Source organism: Synechococcus sp. RC10A2 (assembly GCF_047502605.1).
The window spans coordinates 123,674-150,357 of sequence record NZ_JANSHP010000042.1 but is presented as its reverse complement, the minus strand read 5'-3'; the positions used below and the strand labels follow the sequence as shown (position 1 = coordinate 150,357).

Genomic DNA, 26,684 nt, shown 5'->3' with positions numbered 1-26,684 from the left:
TACAATTCGGCGCGCTATGAAACTGTTCCGTTTACAAACCGAGCAGGTCATCCCTGCGCCGTTGGAAACCGTGTGGGACTTTTTCTCCAGCCCTGTGAATCTGAAACTGATTACGCCGCCCTATATGGGCTTCGATATTTTGACGCCTGTGCCCGATAGGATGGAGGCGGGGCTGATTATCGCCTACACCGTGCGCCCACTGTTCAATATCCCGATGCACTGGGTTACCGAAATCACGCATGTCGAGCCGATGCGCTTTTTCGTGGACGAACAACGGTTCGGACCCTACCGCTTCTGGCATCATCGGCACACCTTTACGCCTGTGGAGAGCGGCGTGCGGATGGAGGACTTGGTCTACTACGCGCTCAAGCAGCCGCTGATTGACGGCATCATTCACAAACTGCTGGTGCGTCCGCGCTTGGAGGAGATTTTCGAGTACCGCCGTCGCAAGGTGGAGGAGATTTTCGGCAAGGCGCGGGCGTCCCACGCAGAGGGTCTGACAACGGTCGGTTCAGCGTAGCGCTTTTGTAGAGGCGTATCCTGTGCGCGTTCTGCGGTTAGGATAACGAAGACGACCCGTCAGAAATCCTCTCGGAAGCTGGTCCTCGTCTAAGGTATACTCCTTGCTGATGGTGTCCCCTACAGCGCAAATGATGGCTACCGAGAGCGCTGCAGCGCGCACGCCCGCCCTGCAGCGCGTGCGCTTTACCCCCGAAATGTTCCACCGACTGGGGGAACTGGGGCTGTTGGACGACGAGACCCGCTACGAGCTAATCGAAGGAGATATCTATCCTATGACGCCCGAAGGAGCCGAACACGCTGCGCTGGGCACTGTGCTTGCCTACCGCTTGATGGAGCGTCGTAGTCAGGACTGGCATGTGCGAGTCGAGAAACCGTTGCGTTTGGGTGAAAGCGAGGTAATCCCCGACCTCGCGATTGTACCCGGTCGTCCAAGCGACTACCTTGAGCGGCATCCCGAGACAGCGCTGCTAATAATCGAGATTGCCCACAGCTCTCTGCCGCGCGACCGCTTGCTTAAACTGCCCTTGTACGCGCGAGCAGGCGTTCCAGAATACTGGATTGTGAACCTCTCGGAGCGGCGGGTGGAAGTCTATCGGGCGCCTGCAGGCGACTCGTATCAAGAGCAGCAGGTCTATGCTGCAGGGGCTACACTTGCACCGTTGTTCGCCCCTGATTGGGTGCTCGCGGTGTACGACCTACTGCACTGCGCGTAGCCGCGCACGCGCCTTACGCTCGGAAGGAGGGAAACGATGGAGAGCCGCACGGAAGCGTTGCTGAGTGAACTGCGTATGGCGTTGCAGCAGCCGAACGGCGCGCTGCAGCAGATGCTGGAAGCATATGCGCCCCAAGACTTGGCGGAAGCCCTCTCGCTGATGGATAGCCCCGCCGAGCAGGCGCACGCGCTGCTGCAAATGGACGAGGCGGTCGCCTCCGAGATTTTGGAGTATCTGGAGCCGTCGCTGGTCGACGAGATTTTCGAGCATATCCCGCTGGAGAAAGCCGCGCGCCTGTTGCAACTCATCCCTGCCGACGACGCCGCGCAAATCCTCGACGCGCTGGACGAGGCAAAGGCGGAGGCGCTCCTTGAACAGATGGCGCCGCCCGAAGCCCGTGAGGTGCGTGAACTGCTGGAGTACCCTGAAAACACCGCGGGACGCCTGATGGTGCGCCAGTATGTGCGCGTGCGACCCGACTGGACGGTGGAGATGACCCTCGACTACCTGCGGCAGGTCGGCAGCGAAATCGAAACGATTTACTACCTCTATGTGGTGGACGCGCGACAACGGCTAATCGGTGTCTGCTCGTTGCGCGATGTGGTCGTTAGCGACCCCAGTAAGCGCATCGAACAAATCATGGAGACCGACATCATCGTTGTCAAGCCCGAAACCGACCAGGAAGAGGTCGCGAACCTGCTCTCCAAGTATGACCTGCTGGCGGTGCCCGTCGTAGACGATTTGGGGCGCATGCTGGGCATCGTGACGGTGGACGATGTGGTCGATATTCTGGTGAGCGAGAGCACAGAAGATGTGCTGAAACTTGGTGGTGTGGAGGCGACCGAAGAGCCATACTTTCGGCAAACCCCGTGGCAACTGGTGCAGAAGCGCGTGCGCTGGCTTGTGTTTTTGTTTGTGGCGCAACTCCTTTCGGGGGCGGTGCTGCGCACCTACGACGACGCGATTCAGAAGGTCACTGCGCTGGCGTGGTTCATCCCGCTCTTGATTGGGTCGGGCGGCAACGCAGGGGCGCAGACGACCACCACCATCACTCGCGCGATTGCGCTGGGCGAAGTGCGCTGGCAGCAGGTGTTGCGCGTGATGGGGCGCGAGTTGCGCACAGGGCTGCTGCTGGGCAGTTTGGTCGGCGCTATCGGCATCTTGAATGCGCTTGTATGGACTCGCGCAGGCTATGCGTGGGAAGACCAACTCCGAATCGCGCTGACGGTCGGGCTGGCGCAGGTCGGGATTATCACGCTGGCGACTACGGTGGGCGCGTGCCTGCCCCTGATTGCCAAGCGGCTCAATATTGACCCTGCCGTGATGTCCGCGCCGTTTATCACCACAATCGTAGACGCCTCGGGGCTGCTGCTCTACTTCACTTTAGCGCGGTTGATTGTATTCAACTGATAGGATGGCTGCACGGCTGCGGTACAGGAACTCTGGGTTTAGGAGCGAACTACCGACGCGATGGCACGCGACAGGGACTTTGTGTCGATACGCTGGGTTGTCGCAGGCATCCTGATAGGGATTGTCGGGGGCTTGTGGCTCAACCGCGCGGGTGGCGCGGAATCGCCGTTGTTTGGCGTGGTGGGGCTGGGCGCAGACCTATTTATCCGCCTGCTGCGGATGGTGATCGTACCGTTGGTCGTCGCTTCGCTCATCACGGCGGCGGCGGGGCTGGATACGCGCTATCTGGGACGGCTCGGCGTCATCACGCTCGTCTACTACACGGCGACCACTCTGTTGGCAGCAGGGCTGGGGCTGGTGATTGTGAACCTTGTCGATCCTGGGGTTGGGGCAGCGTTGCAAGGCGCGCAGACGCCCAAAGAGATACTGGAACGCGAGCCGCCGACTTTCGCTGACCTGCTGCGCAACCTCATCCCTGCAAACCCGATTGACGCGCTCGCGCGCACCGATATGCTCCAGATTATTAGTTTCAGCCTGATTGTGGGCGTTGCGCTGAACATCATGGGCGATCGTGCGCAAGCGGTCAAAAGCTTCGTCAGCGAAGTGTTGGAACTCTCGATGGTCATCGTGCGCTGGGTGCTGTATCTGTTGCCTGTGGGGGTCGCGTTGCTGTTGGCGCGGGCGATTGGTCAGGCGGGCTGGGAAGTGTTCGCGCCGCTGGCGAAGTATATGGGCGCGGTGCTGGGCGGGCTGGCAATCCACGGGCTGATTGTGCTGCCACTTTTGGTGTGGGTGTTGGGAGGCGTGCCGCCGTGGCGGTTCCTGCCAGGCATCTCGAATGCGATGCTGACCGCGCTTAGCACCAGCTCCAGTGCGGCGACGCTCCCTGTGACGATGCGCACGGTCGAGCGCGAACTCAAGGTGCCGGGCTATATCAGCCGATTCTGCATTCCCATCGGCGCGACAGTGAATATGGACGGCACGGCGCTTTACGAAGCGGTCGCCGCGCTTTTCATCGCGCAGGCATATGGAGTGCAGTTAGAGTTCACGCAGCAAATCGTGGTGCTGTTTACGGCGGCGCTGGCGGCGATTGGCGCGGCGGGCATCCCCAGCGCGGGGCTGTTCACGATGGTGATTGTGCTACAATCGGTGGGGTTGCCGCTGGAGGGGATCGGGCTGATTCTGGCGGTCGATCGGATTCTGGACATGTTCCGCACGATGGTGAATGTGGAGGGCGACGCGGGCGGCGCGGTGATTCTGACCAACATCGTTGGGCGCAAGTAGACGGCTTGCATCAACAGCGCGATAGGGTATAATGGAGAGCGTCGGGGCGTGGCGCAGTATGGTTAGCGCGCTACCATGGGGTGGTAGAGGTCCCCGGTTCGAGTCCGGGCGCCCCGACCATGTGCGCCCGTAGCTCAGCGGATCAGAGCACCAGACTTCGGATCTGGGGGTCGGGGGTTCGAATCCCTCCGGGCGCGCCAAAAGATTGGCTTGGGTAGGTCTTCACCGCATGCCTTGAGACAGGTACGCCAGAGCGGCGTCCAGCAGGCTTGCGTCCACCTTTGTTTTTAGGGCGCGTTCGAGGCTCTTGCGCTTTATAGCGAGGCGGAAGCACTCGGCATTTGGGCACAGGTACGCGCCGCGCCCCAGCAGGCGCTGATAGGGGTCAAAGACAACTCGTCGGGATTGGGGGCAGCGTGCAAAGCGCAACAGGTCGTGTTTCGGGGCGGCGCGCCGACACGCGGCGCACCGCCGAATCGGCTCATGCGGACTTCTCTTTCTCCGCTTTGGCAATCTCTTCCTCCGAACGCACCTCCAGGCTCCAGCCCGTGAGCTGTTCGGCGAGGCGCACATTCACGCCGCCGCGCCCCACCGCTTGACGCAGCTGGTTGTTGGGCACGACCACCAGCGCGCTTTTGTTCGCCTTGTCCAGAATCACGCGGTTCACGCGGGCGGGGCTGAGCGCGTCGCGGATGAACTGCACAGGGTCGCTACTCCACTCGATGACATCGATATGCTCGCCGAACAGCTCGTTGCTGATGGCTTGGATGCGCATGCCGCGCTGTCCCAAGCATGCGCCGACGGCGTCGATGAGCGGGTTTTTGGAGTGGACGGCGATTTTGGTGCGCTCGCCTGCTTCGCGGGCGATGGCTTTGATTTCCACATCGCCGCTGGCGACTTCAGGCGCCTCTTGCGCCAGCAGGCGCGCCACCAGTTGCGGTTCCGTGCGCGAGGCGATGACCTTCATGTCGCGCAGGCGCGGTTCACGCCCACGCTCGGTCGGCGGGGCTTTGACCTCCAGTACCAGCACCTTCAGCGGCTCGCCGATCTCGTAGGTGTCGCGCAGGCTTTGATGCTTTTCGGGCAGCACCACCTCGATGCGCCCGTAGGAAAGCAGCACCTTCGGACCGATGAATCGCTCCACACGCGCGGTAATCACATCGCCGACGCTGGCGTTCAACTCGCGCATCGCATGCTCGCGCTCCAACTCGCGCAGACGCTGCGTCAGCACCTGGAAGGCGTTCTGCACGGCAATCCGACCGAACTCCGCGATGGAGGCTTCCATCTGCACCGTGTCGCCCACTTCCAACGCAGGGTTCAGCTTTTGCGCCTCCTCTAACGCAATCTGTGTACTCTCGTCGGTCACGACGCCGACCACCTCCTTCTCCACGAAGATTCGAAAACAGTTCGGCTGGTCAGGCGTGAACTTGGCGCGCACCCGCGCGTTCTGGGGCAGGTGCATCTGCTTGCGATAGGCGTTCGCGAACGCGCCTTCCAGAGTCGCCACCAAATCCGCGTAGGGGATCCCACGCTCGCGCTCCAACTGCTTCAGTATCTCCACGATTTCGTTGCAAACCATTGCGCATACCCCCTTCGGGGGCGTCTCGGCTGTTAAAGACAAAGAGTGGGCACAATCCCACTCTTCCTCTCCGCGCCGCCCATGAGAGTATACCCGACCTGTCATGGATTTGAGAAGCCTGTTCCACGATAGCCCTTACGACACTATTTCGAGTGGGCAGAGCGTCGCGTTGGTTGCCCGCACCCCCAGCTGACAAGGGTACATTGCTTGAGTTCGCTGCGTGTAGAGTATGCGCATTTTTGTAGCCCTCACCCCCAGCCCCTCTCCCACTGCGTGGGAGAGGGGCGCACGGCGGTGCGCCCTCCCCTCTCCCGCGAGCGGGAAAGGAGGACACAGGGGGTGATGGCAAAAAACCGTGCCTCTCCCCACGCACGCCCTGGGAAAAGTCTCCCCCGCTTCAGAGATTCTGCGCCGAACCGTTGTACCCTTATCAGGGGGAAGCCTTTGGGACGGGCGTTGGAAAATGGTTGCCTAATGGTCGCTTCGGGATCGGGCGCCCTTCCTGCAGCCACAGGGGGATTGACTGCACTTCGCGCACGCCCGACTTGTCCAGCGTCGCCTGTAGCAGCACCGCCTGCCGCGTTAGTCGTGAGCGTGGGGTGTGAATGAAGTTGCCGACGCTGTAGAACACATGCGCCGTGCCGACTCGCTCGTAGCCCTGTACGACATGTGGGTGGTGACCGACAATCAGCGTCGCGCCCCCTTCCACCAGCAGTTGAGCGATGCGCCGCTGCTTCGCGTTGGGGCGCGTTGTGCCCTCGTCGCCCCAGTGCGGGATGACGACCAGCGCGTCGGCGTTAGCGCGCGCCTCGTGCAGGATGGGCAGCACAGCGTCCAGCGTCGCCACGCCTGGCGTGCGCGCGCCTGCAGGAAACCCGCGCGGCACAACCGCTGTGAAGCACACGAATGCAGCCCGCAGTCCACCGAAGTCCACATACACGGGCTGTGCGGCTGCTGCGCGGTTTGCCCCCGCACCTGCCCACCAGACGCCCGCCTGCCAAAGGTAATCCATCGTGTCCAGCAGGGCGGTCGCGCCGTAGTCCATCGAGTGATTGTTGCCCAGCGAGGCCATCGAGACGCCTGCAAGGCGCAGATACATCGCCAGTTCGGGCGGGGCGCGGAAGGTGTACTCTTTGGGCAGCGGCGCGCCGCGCGTGCTGATGCAGCCCTCCAGGTTCAGCACCGTCCAGTCCGCCTCACGCAGTAGGGGCGCAATCGGCTCAAAAAAGTAGCCCAGCCCGCGCGCCCGCGCGATTTGCGAGACGCCCTTGCCGAAGATGATGTCGCCCCCAATCGCGATGCGCACGCGCATTCAGCCCTCCAGCACGCGCAGGTACTGCCCGACGATGTGTCCTTCCTCGAACTGCTGCAGCCACTCGTCGGGCGCAGTCGGCAATTGCCCTTCCAGCCCGCGCACAATCGCCGCCGCCAGCGCGTCCACATCGCCCACAGGAACCAGCGCGCCGTAGCGACCGTCGTCCAGAATCTCGCGTGGACCGCTGGGGCAGTCGGTACTGATCACGGGGCAGCCGCACGCCATCGCCTGAATCAGCGCGTTGGGCAGCCCCTCGTAACGCGACGACAGCACGAACACCCGCGCGCGACGCATGTAGGCAAATGGGTTCGGCTCGTAGCCAGGCATGGCAACGGCGTCGGTCAACCCCAGCGCCTGCACCAGTCGCCACAGGTCAGCGTGCAGTTCCCCCTCGCCGAGGATCAGCAGCCGCGCGGGGTGGCTCTGGCGCACTTGGGCAAAGGCGCGCAGCAGAGTGGGGTAGTCCTTCGCTTCGGTCAGCCGCCCGACTGCCAGCACGACAGGCGGCGCGCCCGCCTCGAACCACGGGTGCGATAGTGGCTCGTCGCGCGCCTGCCGTAGTCGCTCAGTAATCACAGGGTTGTAGATACACGGGATTCGGTTTTCAGGCAGTCCCGTCAGGCGCAGCAGGTCGTGCTGCACGCCGCGCGACACGGCGACAATCGCGTCCGCCTGACGGTACATACGGGCAATCAGCGCAGGCACGATGCGGTCTTTCGGCTTGACCGCCACGCCGAACTCGCGGGTGGGCGTGCTGGCTTCCCGCACGACAAGGCGCGTGGGAACCCGCGCCAGTCGCCGCGCCACAATCGCCACAAGGTTCGGCTGGCTCAGCGTACTTAGCAGCGCGTCGGGGCGTTCCCGTCGTAGGTAGCGCGCCAGCGGCAGGATTGTGCGCACAGCGCGGTAGGTGTTGAGGTCAACGATGCGCACTTCGGGGCACAGTTCCTTGCGCAGTTCGCCCTGCGGCTTCATCAGCACAACCTGCACGGTGTGCCCCAGCGCAGCGAAGCGGTTCGCCAGCGTGACCAGCACCCGCTCCGCACCGCCGACCTCCAGACTTACCGTAAACAGCGCGAGTTTCACAGCTATGCCCGTACCGCAACGATCCGAAACGAGTTCGCCCAGCGGATGCTCAGCGGGGTCAGCGCCATGAGAATTGCGTTCGCCGCGCGCACCAGCGGGCTGCCCTTCGCGCCCCCGAAGTAGGCGTACGCGCGGGCGCGGAAGCCGTAGGACTCAATCTGACGCGCCAACTCGAGCGGGTTGAACAGCCGTTCAATCACTGCGCCTGAGTAGGGGTTCACGGGGCAGGTCTCGCCCGTGAAGCGTGCGTTAGGCATCTCGCCTGTGGCGCGGTAGTGGCGCACGGCGTCCAGAATCGCGGGCTGGGTCATCCCGCTGGTGCGCCGCGCCAACTCGGCGATGGTTTGCGCGTCCAAGTCGGGGGCGCACTCGCGAATGATCGCTTCGCGTAGTTCGCGATACGGCTGCAGAATAGTGTGCCCCTCGAACTTGCCCGCAGGTCCGTTTTCGAACCGCTCCCAGATTTGGCGCGTTTTGTGCGCCAACTTGGGGTTCGCGCCGTTGTTGCCGTCGGCGATGATGAGTACGCCCCCTTTGCGCAGCCACTGCGCCGCCCGCTCCAAGAACCGCTCCACACTGGGGTAGTGCGATATCGCCTCGTTGGAGAGAATCATGTCGAATGCGCCGTGCGGGTAGTCCGCCTCTTCCAGCCCTACCTGTGCCGCGTACAGATTGGTCAGCCCATGCTCAGCGATCACGCGCTGCAGCACTTGGAGACGGTCGGCGTAGGGGTCAAAGCCGTGCCCCTCGGCGACACCCATAAAGTGCAAAATCACTAACTGCAGTCCCAGCCCGCAGCCGACATCCAGCACGCGCTTGCCCGTTGGGTCGAATCGTGCCAGCGCACACAGGTCATACACGAAGCGGGTGTATTCGCGGCAGCCTGCCAGTGTGCCCAAGCGCGGGTAGTAGTTCAGCAGTTCGGCGGCGTGTTCGCGGCGCGACTCGTCCCGCAGCACGGCTTGGTACAGCGCGTACACCTGCTGGGCGACTTGGGCGTAGTCGGGCATAGCAGGATTGTACCATACGCAGGGTACACTTCAAGTATGCACCCGACTGCGCTGCTGATTGTGGATGTGCAGAACGATTTCTGTCCTGGGGGCGCGCTGGCTGTGCCTGAAGGCGACCAGGTGATTGCCCCGCTGAATCGCCTCGCGGAAGCGATTGCCCAGCGGGGTGGGCTGGTGGTCGCCTCGCGCGATTGGCATCCGCGCACGACGCGCCACTTCAAAGCGTTCGGCGGCTTATGGCCCGTCCACTGCGTGCAAGAGACGCATGGCGCAGCGTTCCACCCTGGCCTGAAACTGCCCGACGGCGCGGTTATCGTCTCCAAAGGAACCAGCACGGAAGACGACGGCTACTCGGCGTTCGAGGGTCGCACGGATGACGGCAAGACGCTTCACGAAGTGCTGCAGGCGCACGGCGTGCGTCGGCTGGTGGTGGGCGGGCTGGCGACCGACTACTGCGTGCGGGCATCCGTGCTGGACGCGCTTCAGCACGGCTACGAGGTCGTCGTGCTGACCGACGCGATTCGCGGGGTGAACCTGCAGCCCGACGACAGCGCACGCGCCCTGCAGGAGATGCAGGCGCACGGCGCACACCTGATGCCCACAGAGGAAGCGCTACGGGACGATAATTAGCCCGCTGCTGGACGCCCCACGCAGCACCTGCTGCACAAATGCAGGCTCAGGCAGCGCGCCCTCAAAGCTGTGGCGGTCGTTAACCACTGTCTTCGGTACTGCCATCACGCTGTATCGGCTTGCCAGCTCAGGAAAATCCTCGCTGCTGACGCCCTCGGCGGTGATTAGGTCGCTTGCCATCGCCAACTTGTGCGCCAAGCGCACCGCCGCAGGGCAGTAGGGACAGCCGTAGGTCACGAACACCCGAATATGCACGGGGGTGCGCAGGTTCACCAGCATTAGGCGGCTGTCAGGCGACAGTCCAGGATCGCCCCTGCCGACATCCTCGATTGCCCCGACCAGCGACGCGAACTCGAAGCCTGCGGGCACGCCCAGATAGCGGATGCCGTAGTCTTTTTCTTCCGTGCGCACCACGATGGCAGGCGCGTGCGTGATGCCGTACTCCTGCGCGACGGTCGGCTCCGCTTCCAGCGCGTGCTGCTCCAGCGTCAGCTTGCCGCCGCTGATGCCTACCAACTCCTGTATCAACTGTGAGACCAGCTCGCTGGTTTCGGGCTGCTGGCTCGTGGTGAACACGACCAACTTCACTGTGTTCGGCAGCCCCGATAGCCGCTGCTGTAGCACTTGTCGGTCTTTCTCCTGTAGGATGGTCATCGTCGCCTCCAGTGTAGTGTTCCATGTTCGTTAGAGGAAGGTTCTATCCAAAAAGTTGCATCCTCAGTTTACCGCCTGCTCTCCAGTTGGGCGAGGGCGGCTTGGAGCGAGTCGGGGTGGTCGGCGATGAGGCGTTGCAGCACGGCGTTGGCGGCGTCGGGTTGCCCCTGCTGGTGGAGCAGGCGAGCATGCAGTAGCAGCCATTCAGGGCGGTCGGGCAGGTCGGGGTGGCGCGTGAGCGTCTCCAGCCAGCGCAGGGCGCGCGCCCGCTCCTGATGGCGTTCGGCATGGCGCAGCAGCGTCTGCAAGGTCGGCGCGTCCAGTGTGTGCAGTTGCTCCAGTTCGCTCAGCAGGTCGGTGGCGTCGGCTGCCTGTGCGTAGTCGCCATGCCCAAGCGCGCCTTGCACCGCTTCGCGCAGCAGGGGGCTTGCTTCGTCGAGGTCGCCCAGCATCGCCCACGCCGCGCCCTGCAGGTAGCGCACGCGCGGCACATCGGTCGCAGGCAACTGCTGCAGGTAGCGCAGCGCGTCGCCTGCCGCGCCCTGCTGCAGCGCACGCGCCGCCTGCTCCACCAGGTACTCGCGCTCGCCCTGCGCCCCAGCACCCCACAGCAGCGCAAGCATCAGCCCCGTCGCGAAGCCGCCTAAGTGCGCCCAGTAGCCAATCGCGGACGGCGTCGGCTGACCCGCCTCCAGAATCGCCCCTGCGCCCTGCAACAGCACCCACGCCAGCACGCCGACCCACATCGGCACGGACAGCCCCCACCGACTCGGCGACGCCCACACCAGGCGCACCCGCCGCCGATAGAACCGCAACGCGAAGTAGCCCACCAGCCCCGAAATCGCGCCCGAGGCGCCCACCAGCCCCTCGCGATACAGCGACGGCTGAATCGTCAGGCTCATCGCCCAGTGGACGCCAATCGCGCCCAGCCCGCTCGCCAAGTAAAGCGCCAGCCACCGCCACGCCCCCAGCGCACGCTCCACATAGACCCCAAACAGCCCCAGAAACAGCGCGTTTTTCAGCCAGTGCAGCCAGCCCGCATGCACAAACAGGCTCGTCAGCGCACTCAGCAGCGACGGCTGCGCAGGCACAAACCCCCACGCCTCTACCGACTCGGCGCGGGACGACAACCAGACCACAATCGCGGTATTGACCCCCAGCATGCCGAGGGTCGCGAGGGGCAACGGGACGCGCATGCGCGCCTCACCTGACCTTATGAGACGCTGGCGAACGCCTCGTCGGGGATGTCGAAGTTCGCGTAGGTGTGTTGCACATCGTCGTGGTCTTCGAGAGCTTCCAAGAGGCGCATCAGTTTCTGCGCGGTCTCGCCCTCCACACGCACAGTAGTGGTCGGCGTCAGCTCCAGTTGCGCTTCGGCGATGGGCAGCCCGCGCTCTTGCAACGCCTCGCGCACGCGGTGGAACTCCTCAACCGCCGTCAGCACGCGGTAGAACTCCTCCTCTTGGGTCACATCGTCCGCGCCCGCCTCCAGCGCAAGCTCCAGCAGTTCCTCTTCGGCGATGGCTTCGGCGGGGATGGTGATGACGCCCTGCCGCTTGAACTGCCATGCGACGCTGCCCGTCTCGCCGAGGTTGCCCCCGTGCTTGGAGAACAGGTGGCGCAACTCGGCGACGGTGCGGTTGCGGTTGTCGGTCAGGCATTCCACCATAATCGCGACGCCGCCCGGTCCGTAGCCCTCGTAGGTGATTTCCTCGTAGGTCACGCCTTCCAGCTCCCCTGTGCCTTTCTGGATGGCGCGTTTGATGTTGTCGGCGGGCATGTGGTTCTCACGCGCTTTTTCGATGGCGAGTCGCAGGCGCGGGTTCGCATCGGGATTGCCCCCGCCCAGTCGCGCCGCGACCATAATCTCGCGCGTCAGCTTCGTAAACAACTTACTGCGCAGCGCGTCCTGCTTGCCCTTGCGAATGCGGATGTTGTGCCACTTGGAATGTCCAGCCATCGCTCGTGCCTCCTACGATAGGATACCCGAAACGCGCCGAAACGCGCGAAGGGCATGCTCTACGGCAGCGTCGTCGATGTCTTTGTGCGTCACCAGGCGCAGGCGGTGCGGGTCTAACGCGATGCACAGCACGCCCTCCGCCGCCAGCGCACGCTCGACCTCCTGCGCGGGGCGGGCGGTCTGCACATAGACCATGTTCGTCTGCACCGTGCGCAGGTTCACCGCAAAGCCAGGCAGTTCGGCGATGGCTTCGGCGAGGCGTCGGGCGCGGGCATGGTCGTCGGCAAGACGGTCAATCATCGTCTCCAGCGCGACCAGGCACGCCGCCGCCAGCACGCCCGCCTGACGCATCCCGCCGCCCAGCATCTTGCGCACGCGATGCGCCTCACGAATGAACGCCGCCGACCCCGCCAGCACCGACCCCACAGGACAGCACAGCCCCTTCGAGAAGGCAATCATCACTGAGTCGGCGTAGCGCGTCCACGCCTGCGGCGAGACGCCCAACGCCACGCTCGCGTTGAACAGCCGCGCGCCGTCCAAGTGCAGGCGCAGCCCATACCTGTCCGCCAGTGCGCGCAGGTCGGGCATCATCTCAGGGGGCAGAATCGTGCCCCCGCAGCGGTTGTGCGTGTTCTCGATGCACAGCAGGCGCGTGCCCGGCGTATGGTCGTCGGCGACGCGAATGCGCGACTCGATGTCGGCAAGGTGAAACACGCCGTCGGCGATGGGATAGGTCTCCACCTGCACGCCTGCAATCACGGCGGGAGCCGCCAGTTCGTAGTGCAGGATGTGGCTTTCGGCATCCACCAAGATGGCGTCGCCAGGCTGCGTCCACACCTTGACGGCGATTTCGTTCGCCATCGTGCCCGACGGGGTGAACAGCGCGGCTTCGTGCCCCAGCAGTTCCGCCACCCGCGCCTGCAAGCAGTTGACCGTCGGGTCTTCGCCGTACACATCGTCGCCGAGTTCGGCGTTCGCCATCGCGCGGCGCATCTCAGGCGTCGGCAGGGTCACTGTGTCGGAACGCAGGTCTACACGCATGGGCGCGAAAGTATACCTGTTCTTCGAGTACGGCAAATGGGTTGAATACCGCCTACCAGCGTACCCCTCTCAGAGACTGCTGGGCAATTGTACGGTGCCAACGGGCGCGTTTGTTGCCGCGCCTCATGGGGTGTATGGAAGCGCGAACCTTCCAAGACTTCGAACTACTAATACCAATCGCGTAGGCAAAATTTACGAAAACCAGCGAGATTGAAGACCCCCTCCTTAAGGTTCCCCATGCACGCAGGGGGAACCAGGGGATCGATTCCCTCGCGAAGGGGGGACCGCAGGAGGGGGGGCAACTGCAAACTCTGCCCTTGCGATTGGTATTATTAGTTTCTCGGCTGATGATTGCGTTCGGTAAAAAAACTGCTCCTTGATGGATTGAGGTGGTGTGCAAAGAGTTTGTGAAACTAAACGAACGCGGTTCCCCCTGCGCACAGGGGGAACCGCGACCAGGAGGTGATTCTCCTAAACACGGGCGATTAGCACCCCGCGCCGAAGTTGAACAGCACAATCAGCAGGTCGGCGTCGTCGACGATGTTGTCGCCGTTCACATCGCCCTGACCGCCTGCGTTGCCGAAGTTGAACAGCACAATCAGCAGGTCGGCGTCGTCCACGCAGCCGTCGCCGTTCACATCGCCCTCAGGACCTACCTGCGCAATCACGCGCACATCGGTGATATTCGTGTAGCGCAGGCTACTGCTGGTGCGGTTGCTGGCGTTCAGCGTCGGATCCTGCCCATACTGGTTGCCCTGCGGGATGACCAGCGCGACATACTTGACGCCGCTCTGACCCGACACATTCAGCGTGGAATACCAGATTTCGTTCGTCGGGTCTTGATAGAACTTCAGTCCGAGCCTGTTGTTCCCGTTGAGGTAGTCCAGCGTCGCCTGCGGGCACTCACCGAAAGTGTTGCCCGTATTCGGATCCCACTCGCACACATTCGGCAGCGTGCCGTTCGCCTTGCTCAGCGTGCCGACCCGCCTCCAGTTGGAGTCGCTCTGCGGGTCGCTGGCGGGATTCGGGTCGTTCTGGGCGACATAGACATCGATCTGGAACGGCGCGGCGGTGTCCGAGAAGGGGCGGACTTTTGCGGGGGCGGATTTGTGCACCAAGTCGCGTACATCCCACGCGAACACCTGCACCTTCACCACATTCCAGCCGTTCGGGTTGCTGTCGTCCAGTTCGTACTTAATCCACACTGTCCCTTCAACGCCGTGATCACCGTTGTTGGAACGGTTCGTGTACGCACCGCCCTGACGGAACAGGTACTGGGGAACGGTGAAGTTCGTTGGCCAGTTGAACGGTGCGCTTCGCAGAGAGTCGACAGTGGTGATGGTAATGGGCGTCGTCGCGCCGCCGAGACCAACCTGGTTGCCAAGCGCGTCGAACTGCAGCCCGTCCACTTGAATCGTGTACGCGGGCCAAAAGCCGAAGGTTTCGAAGTTAGTACCGTCCTGAAAGTCGCGGCGGCTCCACTGTAGAGGTTGCTCACTAGCGCTAATCTCTGCCAGCGCGTTGACGGCGCGCACTTTGCCCTTGTTGTTGCCCAGCACCACCTGGGCGCAGGTCGTCGCTACAAACACACTCGTTAAGCCCAAAGCCAGAATAGCTCGCATAGTTGCCTCCTTTCGGCTCGATTCTCTGAGCCGCGTTAATATGCTACCCCGCGCGATTTTAAGGGGTGGTTAAAATCAGGGCGCGGCGGTTGGACGGGAGGTGCGCCCTGTTGCCCTCACCCCCTTTGTCCCCCTCTCCCGCGAGGCGAGATAGGGGGAACGGTAGGGCGCACCGCCGTGCGCCCCTACATCCCTCTCCCACAGGGTGGGAGAGGGGCTGGGGGTGAGGGCGAAAACTCAATACGGCAGCACAGAGACCGACTTAGCGACCAGCGCGAGCGCGATGCCGAACATGCCGATTAGCCCCATCCCGCATAGGAAGCCTGCCAGCAGCACAGGCGCGTAGCGTAGCCAGTTCTCCTCGCCGTAGCGTTTTTTGAAATAGCGATGCCCCAGCCATGCGCCCAGCAACTTCGGTAGCGTGAAGTGCGGCAGCTGCCCCACCCCGCTCACCAGCCCATAAAACAGCAGCAGGGGCCATTTGAACGCGCTAAAGAGCCAGAACAGCCCCAGCCCCGACACAAAGCCTGCAATAATGCGCGGAATGTTCAGCGCGTTTAGCACCACCTCGCGAATCTCGCTCTGAGGCAGGTTAATCTGCTTCCATACGGCTTCCATTTGCGCGTAGTAGGGCCACATCTTCTGGGCGAATGGGAACAGCGGCGACGGAATCGGGCTTGCCTTCCAGAAAAACGCCCAGAAGATGAAGCTCGCCAAAAAGATGACGGGCAGCATCACCAGCTCTGCCTTCAGGATGCTGGTGAACTTCGTGCCTGTCAGCTCCACCTCGCGGAACCGTTGCGCTGCCCAGCCGTAGTCGTACAGCGGTAGTGGCGCGTACCAGATGTCCACGCGCGGGTAGCGACTGCTGATAATCGCCACCTCCTTAATAAACGGCACGGACACGCCCTGCCCCGTCAGCCCAATCATGCGCGCCGACACATAGCTGTTGAGCGGGCTCCAGAGCAACCCAAACCCTGCCACAATCCACAGCGGGAAATCGGGCACGAGCCACCGACAGAGCGCGATGTACGAGACAACCGACACCGCCCACACCGCCAGCGGAATCCACAGCGGCGGGTCGCCACGCCCTGGCGGAGGCGTCAGCCCGCGCAGACGCAACGACTGACTGGTGCGGTACTCGCGCATCGTGCGCACCACCATCGAGACGCCAATCGCCGCGACCGCCAACTGCAGTCCCACGATAATCGCCAGCCAGAAGTCTAAGTCCGCCGCGAGTTTTGTCGGCAGCGCGGGCGAGTTCGGCTGCCAGTTCGGGATTAGCCCTGCATGATATAAAATCGGGTTCGCCATCACATAGGTCGCTACCGAGCTAATCGCTGCGCCCAGCAAAATGTGGTACGGCAGCACGAAGCCGACCAGCACCTCACCCAAGTTGATAGAGATGCCCACAATTGCGGTCGGCAGGCTCGCCTCCACATTCTGCGTCAAGTCCAGAAACGGGATGGGGATGAGCTGCAAGGCGTTGCCGAACAGCGTCCCTGTGAACACGGGGATGCCCACATAGAATAGCCCGAAGCCCATGCCGACGACCGCGCCTGTGGAGAACACACCCCAGCGCCACGATTCCTCGCGGCTGCCCACCTCCGCCAGCGCGAGCGCGCCCGCCGCCGCCACAGGCGCGAGCGGGAACGGCAACTTCTCCACATCTGAAGTCATCCGAAACAGCAGGTAGCCCATGCTCATCCAGCTGGCGCGCCCCAAAATCTCGGTCAGCACCAGCAGGAAGATGGGCAACGCCCACGCGCTGTCCAGGAAAGTGCGCTCGCGCAACGCGGGCGAATCGGGCGCAGGCACTGCCCAGCGCGGCACTTGGTCGGCAATCGGCGCGGCAGGCGACGACTGCACGAAAAACTGATCCCAGATCTTCCACTGCAACGGACCGCCCGACAGCCCGTACGCGCCCATCGCGGTCAGCGACGCCGCGATATAAAAGAGTATGTAAATCTCTTGGCGACGCAAGGGCTGCAGCGAGCGGCGCATCACCTCCGCAAACAGCACAATCGTCACCCACTCCGCCGCCGCACCCAGCCCAACGCCCGCCACCAAGCCGATGTAGATGCTGCCCGGTAGCATCACGAACGCCACGAACAAAAGTCCCAAGAAGGTGCGGAAAGTAAACCCCTCTTGGAACTTATGCTCTTCGGCGGCGACCTCCTCGGCGGTCTGCCGCGCCCTGACCAACTCATCCTGTACCGCCATCACGCCCGTGATTCGGCAACGGCAGGCGGTCTCCTGCTAACGGCGCGGCGTTTTTGGAGGGCTGAAGCACAACTTCAACGGTGGGGCGGAAGCATGACTTCCCCACTACATAGTCTGCGATTGCAGGAACTCGACCATCCCGCGCGAATCAGGAGCTATGCCTCGCATCAGTGCAAGTTTTGCGCTTTTTCTGGTACTGAGTCTGCTACGCGCCCAATCGCTGCAAGCCGAGATAGACGCCCTGCTGAATGTGGAGTGGTTGCGCTACGGCTACTGCGGGGTGGTCGTGCGCGACTTGCAGACGGGCGAGACGCTCTACAGGCGCGACGCCGAGCGGGTGCTCATCCCCGCTTCCAACATGAAACTGCTCGTCTCGGCGGCGGCGCTCCATCGGCTGGGACCCGACTACCGCTTCCGCACGCGCGTGTGGATGCGCGGGACTCTGACGCTCGATGGCGTGCTGCAAGGCGACCTGATTCTGCAAGGGCTGGGCGACGCTACGCTGGAGATGCGCGGCTTGGAGACGCTTGCCCAACAAGTGCGCCAAGCGGGGGTGCAGCGCGTGCAAGGCTACCTGCTGTATGACGACTCGTGGCTGGACGCCGAGCGGTACGGCTTCGGCTGGAGCAGCGACGACGAACCGTTCGGCTACCAAGCGCAGATGAGCGCGCTCTGCGCCGAGCGGAACGCCGTCCGCCTGTACGCCAAACCTGCTGCGCAGGTCGGCGAGCCTGCCCTGCTACGCTTGGAACCCGACACCGACTATGTGGAACTGGTGAACCGCACGCGCACAGTAGAGCGCGGCGCGCCGAACACGGGCGTCCGCGCGACGCGCACCCGCGCCCGCAACCAGATTATCGTGGAGGGCACTATCCCGCTTGGCGGCGAGGAGGTCTTCGTCGGCAGGTACTCGGTGGAGAACCCCTCGCGCTACGCGGCGCACCTGTTTCGGCAGGCGCTGCAAGCAGCGGGCGTGGTGGTGGAGAGGGGGATTGTGCCTGCCCTCACCCCCAGTCCCTCTCCTACCTTGTGGGAGAGGGGTGTAGGGGCGCACGGCAGTGCGCCCTACCTTTCCCCATTGCCCGCCTTGTGGGAGAGAGGGATAATACCAATCGCCGAAACATACTTTACAAAAATGCAGACGATTGCAGACCCCCTCCTTGAGGTTCCCCCTGCAAGCAGGGGGAACCGAACAGATGCGCGGTTCCCCTCGCGAAGCGGGGGGAACCTTAGGGAGGGGGGTAAATTCCCAGAGATGACCCCCCTCGCCGAACACCGCTCGCCCCCCATGCGCGAGATCGTCGCGCTCATCAACAAGCCCAGTGACAACCTCCTTACTGAAATCACGCTCAAGACGCTGGGCAAGGAGATTCGAGGCGAAGGCACAACCACTGCAGGTGTGCAAGTTTTGCGCGAATTCTTGCAATCAGCGGGGCTGGAAATGGGTGCGGTGCATATCGTAGACGGGTCGGGGCTGTCGCGCATCAACGGAGTCAGCCCAGAGAACTTCGTGCGCCTGCTGGAGTATATGCACCGCTCGCCGCATGCAGAGGCGTTTCGCGAGTCGCTGCCCATCTACGGCGTAGACGGTACACTACGCAACCGCCTGCGCGGCACGCCCGTGCAAGGCAACGGCTACGCCAAAACGGGCAGCCTGAACCGTGTCAGCAGCCTGTCGGGCTACTTGCGCACGCAAAGCGGGCGCTGGCTCGCCTTCTCGATAGTGATGAACGCCTATAACGCTGCTGGCAGCGACGCGCGCGCCTTGCAAGACCAACTCGTGCAACTGCTCTGGGAACGGCTGTAGGCTATTCCACCACCACCTGTGTGAAGTCCGCCAGCGCGAGGTAGAGCCGATTCGCGCACGCGAGCAGGTTCAGGCGGTTCTGCCGTCGCGCGGCGTCCTCCGTCATCACCAGCACGCCGTCGAACAGCGCGTTCACAGCAGGCGACAGCGCGTGCAACTCGTCGTAAATCGCCGCGTAGTCGTGCTTGTAATACAGCCCCTCGAAGCGCGGGGTCAGTCGCGCGACCGCCTCGTACAGCGCGTGTTCCGTCGGGTGTTCGAACAGCGCGGCGTCCACATGCTCCAGCCCGCCGACCGCCTTGATGTTTTTCTTCTCGGCAGCGGCGAGGATGTTGGCGGGGCGCGTAGCGGTCTGCGTCAGCGCGACGAACTCGTCTGTCCCCGCGTGCGCTTGAAGCAACCGCGCCCGCTGCACGAACCCGTACACCGAGTCGTCCCAGCCGCCCCCCAGCGTCGCGCGGATTAGGTCGTAGCGCACGCCCATCTCATCCAGCAGCGCCTCGATGCGACTGTAAAACAGCGTGCGCAGGTCAGCCTGCACAGCAACCAGCGGTTTAAGCGGCGCGCGCTGCTCGCGGTAGGCGTCGTGCGCCCGCTGCACCAACTCCGCCAGCGTCGGGTAGTCAGGCTCGTGCTGCAGGATCTCCACCACGCCCGCCGCCGCGCGGCGCAGCCCGAACGGGTCGGACGAACCCTTCGGCAGGTAGCCCAGCCCCACATAGCCCACCAGCGCATCGATGCGATCCAGCACCGCCAGCGCGCGTCCCAAAGCCGACTCGGGGATGGGGTCGCCCGCGTGGCGCGGCATATAATGCTCGCCGATGGCGGTCGCCACAGCCTCTGGCTCGCCCGACAGCCGCGCGTACTCCGCGCCAATTACCCCCTGCAGGTCGGGGAACTCCATCACCATCTGCGTCGCCAAGTCCGCCTTGCATAGTCGCGCCGCGCGATGCAGCAACAGCGTCTGTTCGGCGTCCCAGTCCAGCGCGCCCGCCAACTGCTCCGCGACGCGCTCGAGCCGATGCGCTTTGTCCAGCAGCGTGCCCAACTTCTGCTGGTACAGGATCCGTCCCAGCTCAGGCACGAACGCCTCCAGCGGCTGCTTGCGGTCCTCCTCGAAAAAGAACGCCGCGTCGTTGAACCGCGCGATGAGTACCCATTCGTTGCCCTCACGCACCTTGTCGGGGTCGCCGTTGTTGTAGACCGAAATAAAGTGCGGCAGCAGCGCGCCCTCGCCGTCCACCACAGGGAAAAACTTCTCGTGCTTTTTCATCGCCGAGACCAGCACGGGCGCGGGCAGCCGCAGAAACGATTCGGGAAAGCCTCCCAGCAGCAGGTGCGGCTGCTCCACAAGATACACATTCTCCTCCACAAGGTCAGGCTCCAGCACGGCGTGTGCGCCGATAGTGTGCGCCAGCCGCGTCGCGCCGTCGATAATAATGCGCTCGCGCTCGGCAGGGTCGGCAATCACATGCGCGCGGCGCAACTGCTCCAGAAATACTTCGGGCGACTCCACCTCGAACGGTTCGGGCGACAGAAATCGATGTCCGCGGCTGTGCCTGCCCGATGGGATGCCTTCCAGCTCAAATGGGATGACCATCTGCCCCAGCAGGGCGACAATCCAGCGGATGGGGCGTCCGAAGCGCATCTTGCGGCTGCCCCAGCGCAGGGTTTTCGGGAAGGTCATCGACAGAATCAGTTTCGGCAGCGCGTCGGCAAGCGCGTTTATGGCGGGCTGCCCCGAATCGTATTCGCGCACATAGGCGTACTCGCCCTGCGGCGTCTCTTGGAACTGCACGGCGTTGGGTTCCACCCCGCGCGAACGGGCGAAGCCAATCAGCGCCTGCGTCGGGTTGCCCTGCGCGTCGAAGCAGGCGCGCTTGGCAGGCCCGCGCACGACGCGCTCTTCGGGCGTCTGCTGCAGGGCGACCGCATCTGCCAGCGCAATCAGGCGGCGCGGCGTGCCCAGCGTGCGCACTGCGCCGTGTTCCAGACGGCACTCGCGCAGCGTCTCGGTAAGCCTCTCCTGCAACTGTTCCAGCGCGCCGCGCATAAACGCCGCAGGCAACTCCTCGCACCCAATTTCAATCAACAGCGTCGCCCGTTCCATCAGCGGGGAATTGTACCTCAGTGCGTCTGGAGGAGGGGAATCGGGGGCAATTTCGGGCAAAACCGCCCAATTCGCCCCTCAAAGAGTGAACAATTTGGTTAAAACTGGGGTATAATAGAGGTGCGCAGGCATAAGAAGCAATTATCCTACCCCTGCCTACGAAAGGAGGCTCTATGATGATGCGAACCTTTGCGGCTTTGGCGATATTGAGTGTCTCTATGTCGGTCATTGCTGGCGCTGCTTTTGCCCAGCAGAACGGCTCTTCACGACCCGTAGTCAAAGTTCAACCTGCGCCGTGGATTCCCACGCCGCAACTTCCGCCGAGCATCTTTCCTGCTTCGCCCAGCTTTAACGGCGCGGGCTCCGACTTCTTCCCTGCCGCGCCGACAGACCTGTTCAACAACACAACCCTTACAGGGTTCTACTTCTCTGTCTCGAACATCACAGTAGACGACGCGAATATCCCCAACGGCTTGGACAGCGACGGCGACAATACCTACTACATTACGCAAATCGAGTTTGGTGTCTCCGTACCCGACACAGCGCAACAGCCCGTCCAAGCGGAGTTTTACATCGGTACGGATCTTGTAGATCCGACAAACCTTACCCAGATTGCGACCTTTGAGGGCACTCTAAACCCAGGCGGTTACACAATCACTCTTACCTTCCCACGCTGCCAGCCCTACGAACTGGCGGCTACTGAAGTGACTGGCTCCGACGGGAATGTCTACGACCGTTTCTTGCTTGGCGTGAAGTTCCCGCAATACTGCGCGCCGCTTCACGATGGCGGAGGCCCTGGCTGGGTGCTGGCGGCGGGGCCGGATTTCCAAGAGGATGTCTTCTACTGGCAAGGCGACACCAACTGCAGCGGTACCTTCGGGGCTGGCTATTACTTCTTCGGCGGCAACCCGCGCGCCTCGTTCTACATGAAGGTCAAAGGCGCGGCGACTCTCGAGGACGCGGTGTCCAACCCCGACATCGATGGCAGCGGCTGCGTCGATGACGCCGACCTGCTGGCAGTGCTGTTCGCGTTCGGCAACACGGGCAGCGGCTTGGACGAGGATGTCAACTGCGACGGCACAGTCGACGACGCCGATCTGCTGGAAGTGCTGTTCGCGTTCGGCGAAGGGTGCGGCAGCTAAAGCGAGTCTCGCTCCACGGGCGGAAGGGAGTTGCTGCTCCCTTTCGCCCCCGTCCTCTGTTTTCCTCACACCCCCCTCGGAATTCGTCCTCCAAATCGGCAGGAGCCCTCACTCCTCGCGGGAATAAAGCGATTGGGTGATGGTGATGCAGAAGGGTCTATGGCTGTGGAGTCTGCACGCACTCCTGCTGATGGGTCTATGGAGCGTGGCGCAGGGTCAGGCGCGTTTCTACGGACTAGGCTTTTTGCCTGGCGATACCGCCAGTGCCGCGAATGCGGTCTCTGACAGCGCCCTCGTGGTCGGCTACGGCAACCGATGGGCGTTCGTTTGGCATCCTGCGACAGGAATGCGCGCCTTGGAGTTCCCGAATGCGCAGGCGACGATTGCCTATGCGGTTTCTGCGGACGGCGTGGTCGCAGGGCAAGCGATTATCGGCTTGTACGGCTACGCCTGCTACTGGGACGAAGCGGGCGCGTACCGCATCCATAGCCGCCCCAGCATGGCAACAGGCGTTAGCTATGACGGGCAAACGATTGCGGGGTGGGCAGAAAACCGCGCGGCAGGACGAGTGGTACCGTTCGTGTTCAACAGAGTGGATCACCAACTCGCGTTTCTCCCTGAACCTATGGGCAGCGCGGGCACATGCTTTGTCTACTGCGTGTCAGGCGACGGCAGGGTCTTGGGCGGCATGTCGATGATGCGCAACCCGTATTTCAACGACCCACGATTTGGTGGGGCATTCACGGCGCGCGGGCATGTGTGGATCGACGGCGTGCCAAGCGTGCGCGCGCTGCCGTCAGGCGGTTTCGGCTCGCAGGTGAACGGGCTTTCGTATGACGGGACTTACGCCGTTGGCAGCGCGCAGACGGAACCTGCCTTTGCCAGTCCGAGTCAGGCGGTGCTATGGGACGGCGCGACCCCGACGCTGTTGGGCACGCTGGGCGGCGCAGACAGCAACGCGCTTAGTACAGACCGACTGGGGTATCAAGTCGTTGGCGGCAGTAGAACCGCCGATGGAAATACCCGCGCTTTCTACTGGACGCGCACAGTCGGGATGGTGTCCCTGCAAGACCATTTCGCCGGGCTGATTCCAGCAGGCTGGACGCTGACCTCCGCGAGCGGCATCTCACCGAACGGGCGGTACATCGTCGGCATCGGGCAGAACCCGCAAGGCGCGACAGAAGCCTGGCTGCTGGACACGGGGCGCAACTGCTACTCAGGCGGCGATGTAGATGGCAGCGGCTGCGTGGACGACGCCGACCTGTTGGAAGTGCTGCTCGGCTTTGGGCGTGTAGGCGTGGCGGATGTCAACTGCGACGGCACAGTCGACGACGCCGACCTGCTGGCGGTGCTATTCAACTTCGGCAATGGGTGCTAAACGCTCCACACGGTACGGGCGCAGCAATCGCGCCCGTACACCTCCCCACTGTCCGTTCCCTGCCCGAAATGTGCCATAATATATAGGTGGGCGCACCGTTTACTTTCGCCGCCCACACGCAGAGGACAACCATGACGGTACTACTGACGATCGTCTATTTAGTGGGGATATTCACGCTGCTGGTGGCTGCCCATGAGCTTGGGCATATGTGGGTCGCCAAGCGGTTCGGGATGAAGGTCGAGGAGTTCGCCATCGGGATTGGTCCCATCCTCGCGCGGCTGTGGCGCGGGCGCGATGGCACGCTCTATACGATTCGCGCCTTCCCCATCGGCGGGTTCGTCAAAATCCCAGGCATGCTGCCCGACGAGGAGCATTTAGAGGGCAGTTTCCAGTCCAAGCCGCTGCACGCGCGCTTTCTGACCGTGCTGGCGGGACCGCTGGCGAGCATTCTGTTCGGCTACCTGCTGTTCGTGATTATCGGGCTGACGGCGGGGCTGCCCTCGTTAGACGACCCGACGCCCCAAGTGCGGATGGTCATGCCCGACACGCCCGCACAAGCAGCAGGACTACGCACAGGCGATGTGCTACTTGCCATTAATGGCGAGCCTGTGAAAAGCGCCGAGCAGGCAAGCAGAATAATTCGTGCCAGCGCTAACAAGCCCATCCAGTTGACTTTGAAGCGCAACGACGCGCCGTTCGTGGTCGTCATTACTCCCAAAGAGGTGGAGGCTGAAATCGACGGCGAACGACAAAAAATCGGGCAAATAGGGGTGCTATGGCATGTGCAGCGCAAGCGCGAGTCATTTGGGCAGGTGCTGGCACAGGCGGGGCTAATGACCGTCGGAATGACCGTTGCGATTGTGGACGGGCTACGCCGCCTGCTCTTCGGGCAGGGCAACATCCACGAGGTCGGCAGCATCATCTCCATCGCCAGCGCAACCAGCGCAACCGCCAAACTGGGCATCGTAGAAGTCGCCGATTTCGCCGCGAAGTTCAGCGTGATGCTCGGCATTATCAATCTGCTGCCGATACCCGTGCTGGACGGCGGCTACCTAATGATTTTCGCGGTGGAAGCCATCCGCCGCCGCAAACTCAGCCCCGAAGCGATGATGCGTGTGCAGTTCGCTGGGCTGGTAATTGTGCTGATGATTTTCGTGACGGTGTTCTCGCTGGACATCTACAAACTGCTCACAGGGAAGCTGATACGCTGATGCGTGCGGTTTACTTAGATCACGCGGCGACGACGCCTGTAGACCCGCGCGTGCGCAGGGCGATGGAGCCGTACCTGAAGTCGGAGTACGGCAATCCGTCCAGCCTCCATCGTTGGGGCAGGCGCGCGCGGATGGCAATCGACGCCGCGCGCGAGACCGTTGCCGCCGCCCTCAACGCCGACCCCGCCGAGATTTGCTTTGTCTCGTCGGGCACAGAGTCGTGCAACCTTGCCGTCATCGGTTGCGCGCTCAAAGCCCCACCCCACCGCAGGCATATCCTCGTCTCAGCGGTCGAACACCACTGCGTGCTGCACGCCGCCGAGTGGCTTGTCCCCTTCGGTTATACGGTGGAACAAATCCCCGTTGACCGCTACGGGCAGGTAGACCCCGACGCGGTGCGCGCCCGTCTCCGCGACGAGACTTGGCTGGTGTCGGTAATGCACGCAAACAACGAGATTGGCACGCTCCAAACTGTTGAGGCGATTGCTCGCCTCTGCAAGGAGTGCGGCGTGTGGTTCCATGTGGACGCCGTGCAGACCTTCGGGCTGCTGCCTGTAGATGTGCAGGCGATTGGCTGCGACCTGCTCAGCGTCTCGGCGCACAAGATTTACGGACCCAAAGGCGTCGGCGCGCTCTATGTGCGGGCGATGACCCCGCTGCAGCCGCTGATGGTCGGCGGCGGGCAGGAGCGCGACCGCCGCGCAGGTACGGAGAATGTCGCGGGCATCGTGGGCTTCGCCGAAGCGGTGAAAGTCGCACGGGAAATGCTCCCCACCGAAGCCGAACGGCAGACCGCCCTGCGCGACCAGTTTATCCAAGCCGTGCTGGACGCAGTTCCCGACGCCTTTCTGACAGGACACCCCACGGAGCGACTGCCTGGCAACGCCCATTTCCGATTCACGGGTGTCCCCGCTGACAGTCTGCTGATCGCCTTAGACCGCGCAGGCATCGCGGCGAGCAGCGGCGCGGCGTGCAGCGCAGGCTCGCTGGAGCCGTCCCATGTGTTGCTAGCGCTGGGCTGGCACGAGACGGCGGCGCAGGAGGGCATCCGCTTCACGCTGGGACGCGACACCACTTGGGACGACTTAGCGTACACCGTGGAGGTCTTGCGTCAGGAGGTCGCGCGGATACGGGCTACTCGTTCACCCGCGCGCCCCACAGCAGGCGGTCGCGTAGTTTCTCAAAGAACTCCCCTTCGTTGAACGAGAGCAACTTCACGCGGAACGGCGCGGCGGTGATGTGAACCGTCTGCCCCATACGAAGCGTCTGGTGGCGTCTGCCGTCGGCGGTCATGATTACTTGCGCGTCGGGTTCGTTCGTCGCCGCGCAACGGATGGTGATGCTAATCCGCGCGGTTGGCGGCAGCACGAGCGGGCGCGCCCCCAGCGTGTGGGGCGAGATGGGCGTCAGGATAAGCGCCTCCGTCTGCGGGTGCACCACAGGCGCGCCCGCCGAAAGCGCATACGCAGTAGAGCCTGTCGGCGTGGCAACCAGCGAGCCGTCCGCAGGATAAGTGGTTAGCAACAGGTCGTTGATACAAATCGTGAAGTCCAGCATCGGCGCGGTGGGCATGCGTAGCAGCGTGATTTCGTTGAGTGCGAGGGAGGCGCGCGTCTCGCCCTCCAGCCGCGCCTGCGCCATCAGCCGCTCCTGCACCTGATAATTGCCCGACTGCCACCGCTGGAGCGCGTCGATGATTTCGTTGGGTTCCACCTGCGCGATGAAGCCGAACCTGCCCAGATGCACGCCCAGCAGGGGCACGCCTGCGGGGGCAGCAAGCGCCGCCCCTGTGAGCAAAGTGCCGTCGCCGCCCAGCGTCATCACGAGCGCAATCTTTGGCTCAGGCAACTGGCTCCAGCGGGCGGCGGTCGGCTGGTCTGCTAACACAACACCGTAGCCCGCTGCGCGCAGCCACTGCGCCGTTTCCTGCGCGTGCCGTGCCGCGTCAGGCTTGCCCGCGTTGTAGATAATTAGCACATCCGCCATC

Annotated in this window: 23 protein-coding genes and 2 tRNA genes; 12 read left to right on the top strand and 13 right to left on the bottom strand. The window is 63.2% G+C overall.

Features of this window, described 5'->3' with window-relative positions; all coding sequences use genetic code 11:
- The first annotated feature begins 16 nt into the window (after nt 1-16).
- From NW848_RS04960 to NW848_RS04935, 6 genes are all read left to right on the top strand, one after another.
- Nucleotides 17-520, top strand: a complete 504-nt coding sequence (locus tag NW848_RS04960) for an SRPBCC family protein (protein WP_414510593.1) — start codon at nt 17-19, stop codon at nt 518-520.
- A gap of 109 nt (nt 521-629) precedes the next feature.
- Nucleotides 630-1,235, top strand: a complete 606-nt coding sequence (locus NW848_RS04955) for a Uma2 family endonuclease (RefSeq protein ID WP_414510592.1) — start codon at nt 630-632, stop codon at nt 1,233-1,235.
- Between the two features lie 36 nt (nt 1,236-1,271).
- Nucleotides 1,272-2,645 carry a magnesium transporter gene (gene mgtE, locus NW848_RS04950; RefSeq protein WP_414510591.1) on the top strand — a complete coding sequence of 458 codons (1,374 nt, stop codon included), beginning with the start codon at nt 1,272-1,274 and terminating at the stop codon, nt 2,643-2,645.
- 60 nt (nt 2,646-2,705) lie between these two features.
- Nucleotides 2,706-3,929, top strand: coding sequence for a dicarboxylate/amino acid:cation symporter (locus tag NW848_RS04945; RefSeq protein WP_414510590.1), 1,224 nt, complete (start codon nt 2,706-2,708; stop codon nt 3,927-3,929).
- A gap of 42 nt (nt 3,930-3,971) precedes the next feature.
- Nucleotides 3,972-4,049 (top strand) — tRNA-Pro (locus tag NW848_RS04940).
- 3 nt (nt 4,050-4,052) lie between these two features.
- Nucleotides 4,053-4,129, top strand: a tRNA-Arg gene (locus tag NW848_RS04935).
- A 22-nt stretch (nt 4,130-4,151) separates the two neighbouring features.
- On the opposite strand, the gene NW848_RS04930 is transcribed toward NW848_RS04935, so the two are convergent.
- The 5 genes from NW848_RS04930 to NW848_RS04910 form a co-directional block, all read right to left on the bottom strand.
- On the bottom strand, nt 4,152-4,502 hold the full coding sequence (locus NW848_RS04930; protein ID WP_414510589.1) for a YlxR family protein: 351 nt from the start codon (nt 4,500-4,502) through the stop codon (nt 4,152-4,154).
- Nucleotides 4,411-5,508, bottom strand: a complete 1,098-nt coding sequence (nusA, locus tag NW848_RS04925) for a transcription termination factor NusA (RefSeq protein WP_414510588.1) — start codon at nt 5,506-5,508, stop codon at nt 4,411-4,413. Before nusA ends, NW848_RS04930 begins: the two co-directional genes overlap by 92 nt.
- A gap of 430 nt (nt 5,509-5,938) precedes the next feature.
- Nucleotides 5,939-6,820 carry a CapA family protein gene (locus NW848_RS04920; RefSeq protein ID WP_414510587.1) on the bottom strand — a complete coding sequence of 294 codons (882 nt, stop codon included), beginning with the start codon at nt 6,818-6,820 and terminating at the stop codon, nt 5,939-5,941.
- Nucleotides 6,821-7,909, bottom strand: a complete 1,089-nt coding sequence (locus tag NW848_RS04915) for a glycosyltransferase (protein WP_414510586.1) — start codon at nt 7,907-7,909, stop codon at nt 6,821-6,823.
- Nucleotides 7,910-7,911: 2 nt separating this feature from the next.
- Nucleotides 7,912-8,919 carry a class I SAM-dependent methyltransferase gene (locus tag NW848_RS04910; protein WP_414510585.1) on the bottom strand — a complete coding sequence of 336 codons (1,008 nt, stop codon included), beginning with the start codon at nt 8,917-8,919 and terminating at the stop codon, nt 7,912-7,914.
- Between the two features lie 36 nt (nt 8,920-8,955).
- Here NW848_RS04910 and pncA point away from each other — a divergent pair, with 36 nt between their 5' ends.
- The gene (pncA, locus tag NW848_RS04905) at nt 8,956-9,549 is read left to right on the top strand and encodes a bifunctional nicotinamidase/pyrazinamidase (protein ID WP_414510584.1); all 594 of its coding nucleotides are present in this window, start codon (nt 8,956-8,958) and stop codon (nt 9,547-9,549) included.
- Here the strand turns inward: pncA and pdo are convergent.
- From pdo to NW848_RS04875, 6 genes are all read right to left on the bottom strand, one after another.
- Nucleotides 9,532-10,203, bottom strand: a complete 672-nt coding sequence (pdo, locus tag NW848_RS04900; protein WP_414510583.1) for a protein disulfide oxidoreductase — start codon at nt 10,201-10,203, stop codon at nt 9,532-9,534. The genes pncA and pdo overlap by 18 nt on opposite strands.
- A gap of 68 nt (nt 10,204-10,271) precedes the next feature.
- Entirely contained in the window at nt 10,272-11,399 is a 1,128-nt protein-coding gene (locus tag NW848_RS04895) for a rhomboid family intramembrane serine protease (protein WP_414510582.1), read from the bottom strand.
- 17 nt (nt 11,400-11,416) lie between these two features.
- Entirely contained in the window at nt 11,417-12,163 is a 747-nt protein-coding gene (locus tag NW848_RS04890; protein ID WP_414510581.1) for a YebC/PmpR family DNA-binding transcriptional regulator, read from the bottom strand.
- Between the two features lie 12 nt (nt 12,164-12,175).
- Nucleotides 12,176-13,204: a threonine aldolase family protein gene (locus tag NW848_RS04885; RefSeq protein ID WP_414510580.1), complete on the bottom strand. Its 1,029-nt coding sequence runs from the start codon at nt 13,202-13,204 to the stop codon at nt 12,176-12,178.
- A 485-nt stretch (nt 13,205-13,689) separates the two neighbouring features.
- Entirely contained in the window at nt 13,690-14,826 is a 1,137-nt protein-coding gene (locus NW848_RS04880) for a hypothetical protein (RefSeq protein WP_414510579.1), read from the bottom strand.
- A gap of 237 nt (nt 14,827-15,063) precedes the next feature.
- Nucleotides 15,064-17,049 carry a hypothetical protein gene (locus NW848_RS04875; protein ID WP_414510578.1) on the bottom strand — a complete coding sequence of 662 codons (1,986 nt, stop codon included), beginning with the start codon at nt 17,047-17,049 and terminating at the stop codon, nt 15,064-15,066.
- 157 nt (nt 17,050-17,206) lie between these two features.
- Between NW848_RS04875 and dacB the strand changes: the two genes are divergently transcribed.
- Nucleotides 17,207-18,856 carry a D-alanyl-D-alanine carboxypeptidase/D-alanyl-D-alanine-endopeptidase gene (gene dacB / locus NW848_RS04870; protein ID WP_414510577.1) on the top strand — a complete coding sequence of 550 codons (1,650 nt, stop codon included), beginning with the start codon at nt 17,207-17,209 and terminating at the stop codon, nt 18,854-18,856.
- A gap of 1 nt (nt 18,857) precedes the next feature.
- On the opposite strand, the gene glyS is transcribed toward dacB, so the two are convergent.
- Nucleotides 18,858-20,966: a glycine--tRNA ligase subunit beta gene (gene glyS / locus NW848_RS04865; protein ID WP_414510576.1), complete on the bottom strand. Its 2,109-nt coding sequence runs from the start codon at nt 20,964-20,966 to the stop codon at nt 18,858-18,860.
- Between the two features lie 173 nt (nt 20,967-21,139).
- Between glyS and NW848_RS04860 the strand changes: the two genes are divergently transcribed.
- The 4 genes from NW848_RS04860 (at nt 21,140) to NW848_RS04845 (ending at nt 25,899) form a co-directional block, all read left to right on the top strand.
- Nucleotides 21,140-22,108, top strand: a complete 969-nt coding sequence (locus tag NW848_RS04860; RefSeq protein ID WP_414510575.1) for a hypothetical protein — start codon at nt 21,140-21,142, stop codon at nt 22,106-22,108.
- A gap of 139 nt (nt 22,109-22,247) precedes the next feature.
- Complete coding sequence (locus NW848_RS04855) at nt 22,248-23,486, top strand: hypothetical protein (RefSeq protein WP_414510574.1); 1,239 nt, start codon at nt 22,248-22,250, stop codon at nt 23,484-23,486.
- 131 nt (nt 23,487-23,617) lie between these two features.
- Nucleotides 23,618-24,697 carry a M50 family metallopeptidase gene (locus NW848_RS04850; protein WP_414510573.1) on the top strand — a complete coding sequence of 360 codons (1,080 nt, stop codon included), beginning with the start codon at nt 23,618-23,620 and terminating at the stop codon, nt 24,695-24,697.
- A complete protein-coding gene (locus NW848_RS04845) occupies nt 24,697-25,899 on the top strand; it encodes a cysteine desulfurase family protein (protein WP_414510572.1) in 1,203 nt (400 codons plus the stop codon). The genes NW848_RS04850 and NW848_RS04845 overlap by 1 nt, the downstream gene beginning before the upstream one ends.
- On the opposite strand, the gene NW848_RS04840 is transcribed toward NW848_RS04845, so the two are convergent.
- Nucleotides 25,832-26,683: an NAD(+)/NADH kinase gene (locus NW848_RS04840; RefSeq protein ID WP_414510571.1), complete on the bottom strand. Its 852-nt coding sequence runs from the start codon at nt 26,681-26,683 to the stop codon at nt 25,832-25,834. The two genes, NW848_RS04845 and NW848_RS04840, sit on opposite strands and share 68 nt — an antisense overlap.
- Nucleotide 26,684 lies beyond the last annotated feature (1 nt).

Excerpts from the sequence above, each read along its gene's own strand:
- NW848_RS04960 (WP_414510593.1), top strand. The coding sequence starts at position 17 with ATGAAACTGTTCCGTTTACAAACCGAGCAGGTCATCCCTGCGCCGTTG.
- NW848_RS04955 (WP_414510592.1), top strand. The coding sequence starts at position 630 with ATGGTGTCCCCTACAGCGCAAATGATGGCTACCGAGAGCGCTGCAGCG.
- mgtE (WP_414510591.1), top strand. The coding sequence starts at position 1,272 with ATGGAGAGCCGCACGGAAGCGTTGCTGAGTGAACTGCGTATGGCGTTG.
- NW848_RS04945 (WP_414510590.1), top strand. The coding sequence starts at position 2,706 with ATGGCACGCGACAGGGACTTTGTGTCGATACGCTGGGTTGTCGCAGGC.
- NW848_RS04930 (WP_414510589.1), bottom strand. The coding sequence starts at position 4,502 with ATGTGCGCCTCGCCGAACAGCTCACGGGCTGGAGCCTGGAGGTGCGTT.
- nusA (WP_414510588.1), bottom strand. The coding sequence starts at position 5,508 with ATGGTTTGCAACGAAATCGTGGAGATACTGAAGCAGTTGGAGCGCGAG.
- NW848_RS04920 (WP_414510587.1), bottom strand. The coding sequence starts at position 6,820 with ATGCGCGTGCGCATCGCGATTGGGGGCGACATCATCTTCGGCAAGGGC.
- NW848_RS04910 (WP_414510585.1), bottom strand. The coding sequence starts at position 8,919 with ATGCCCGACTACGCCCAAGTCGCCCAGCAGGTGTACGCGCTGTACCAA.
- pncA (WP_414510584.1), top strand. The coding sequence starts at position 8,956 with ATGCACCCGACTGCGCTGCTGATTGTGGATGTGCAGAACGATTTCTGT.
- pdo (WP_414510583.1), bottom strand. The coding sequence starts at position 10,203 with ATGACCATCCTACAGGAGAAAGACCGACAAGTGCTACAGCAGCGGCTA.
- NW848_RS04895 (WP_414510582.1), bottom strand. The coding sequence starts at position 11,399 with ATGCGCGTCCCGTTGCCCCTCGCGACCCTCGGCATGCTGGGGGTCAAT.
- NW848_RS04890 (WP_414510581.1), bottom strand. The coding sequence starts at position 12,163 with ATGGCTGGACATTCCAAGTGGCACAACATCCGCATTCGCAAGGGCAAG.
- NW848_RS04885 (WP_414510580.1), bottom strand. The coding sequence starts at position 13,204 with ATGCGTGTAGACCTGCGTTCCGACACAGTGACCCTGCCGACGCCTGAG.
- NW848_RS04880 (WP_414510579.1), bottom strand. The coding sequence starts at position 14,826 with ATGCGAGCTATTCTGGCTTTGGGCTTAACGAGTGTGTTTGTAGCGACG.
- NW848_RS04875 (WP_414510578.1), bottom strand. The coding sequence starts at position 17,049 with ATGGCGGTACAGGATGAGTTGGTCAGGGCGCGGCAGACCGCCGAGGAG.
- dacB (WP_414510577.1), top strand. The coding sequence starts at position 17,207 with ATGCCTCGCATCAGTGCAAGTTTTGCGCTTTTTCTGGTACTGAGTCTG.
- glyS (WP_414510576.1), bottom strand. The coding sequence starts at position 20,966 with ATGGAACGGGCGACGCTGTTGATTGAAATTGGGTGCGAGGAGTTGCCT.
- NW848_RS04860 (WP_414510575.1), top strand. The coding sequence starts at position 21,140 with ATGATGATGCGAACCTTTGCGGCTTTGGCGATATTGAGTGTCTCTATG.
- NW848_RS04855 (WP_414510574.1), top strand. The coding sequence starts at position 22,248 with ATGGTGATGCAGAAGGGTCTATGGCTGTGGAGTCTGCACGCACTCCTG.
- NW848_RS04850 (WP_414510573.1), top strand. The coding sequence starts at position 23,618 with ATGACGGTACTACTGACGATCGTCTATTTAGTGGGGATATTCACGCTG.
- NW848_RS04845 (WP_414510572.1), top strand. The coding sequence starts at position 24,697 with ATGCGTGCGGTTTACTTAGATCACGCGGCGACGACGCCTGTAGACCCG.
- NW848_RS04840 (WP_414510571.1), bottom strand. The coding sequence starts at position 26,683 with ATGGCGGATGTGCTAATTATCTACAACGCGGGCAAGCCTGACGCGGCA.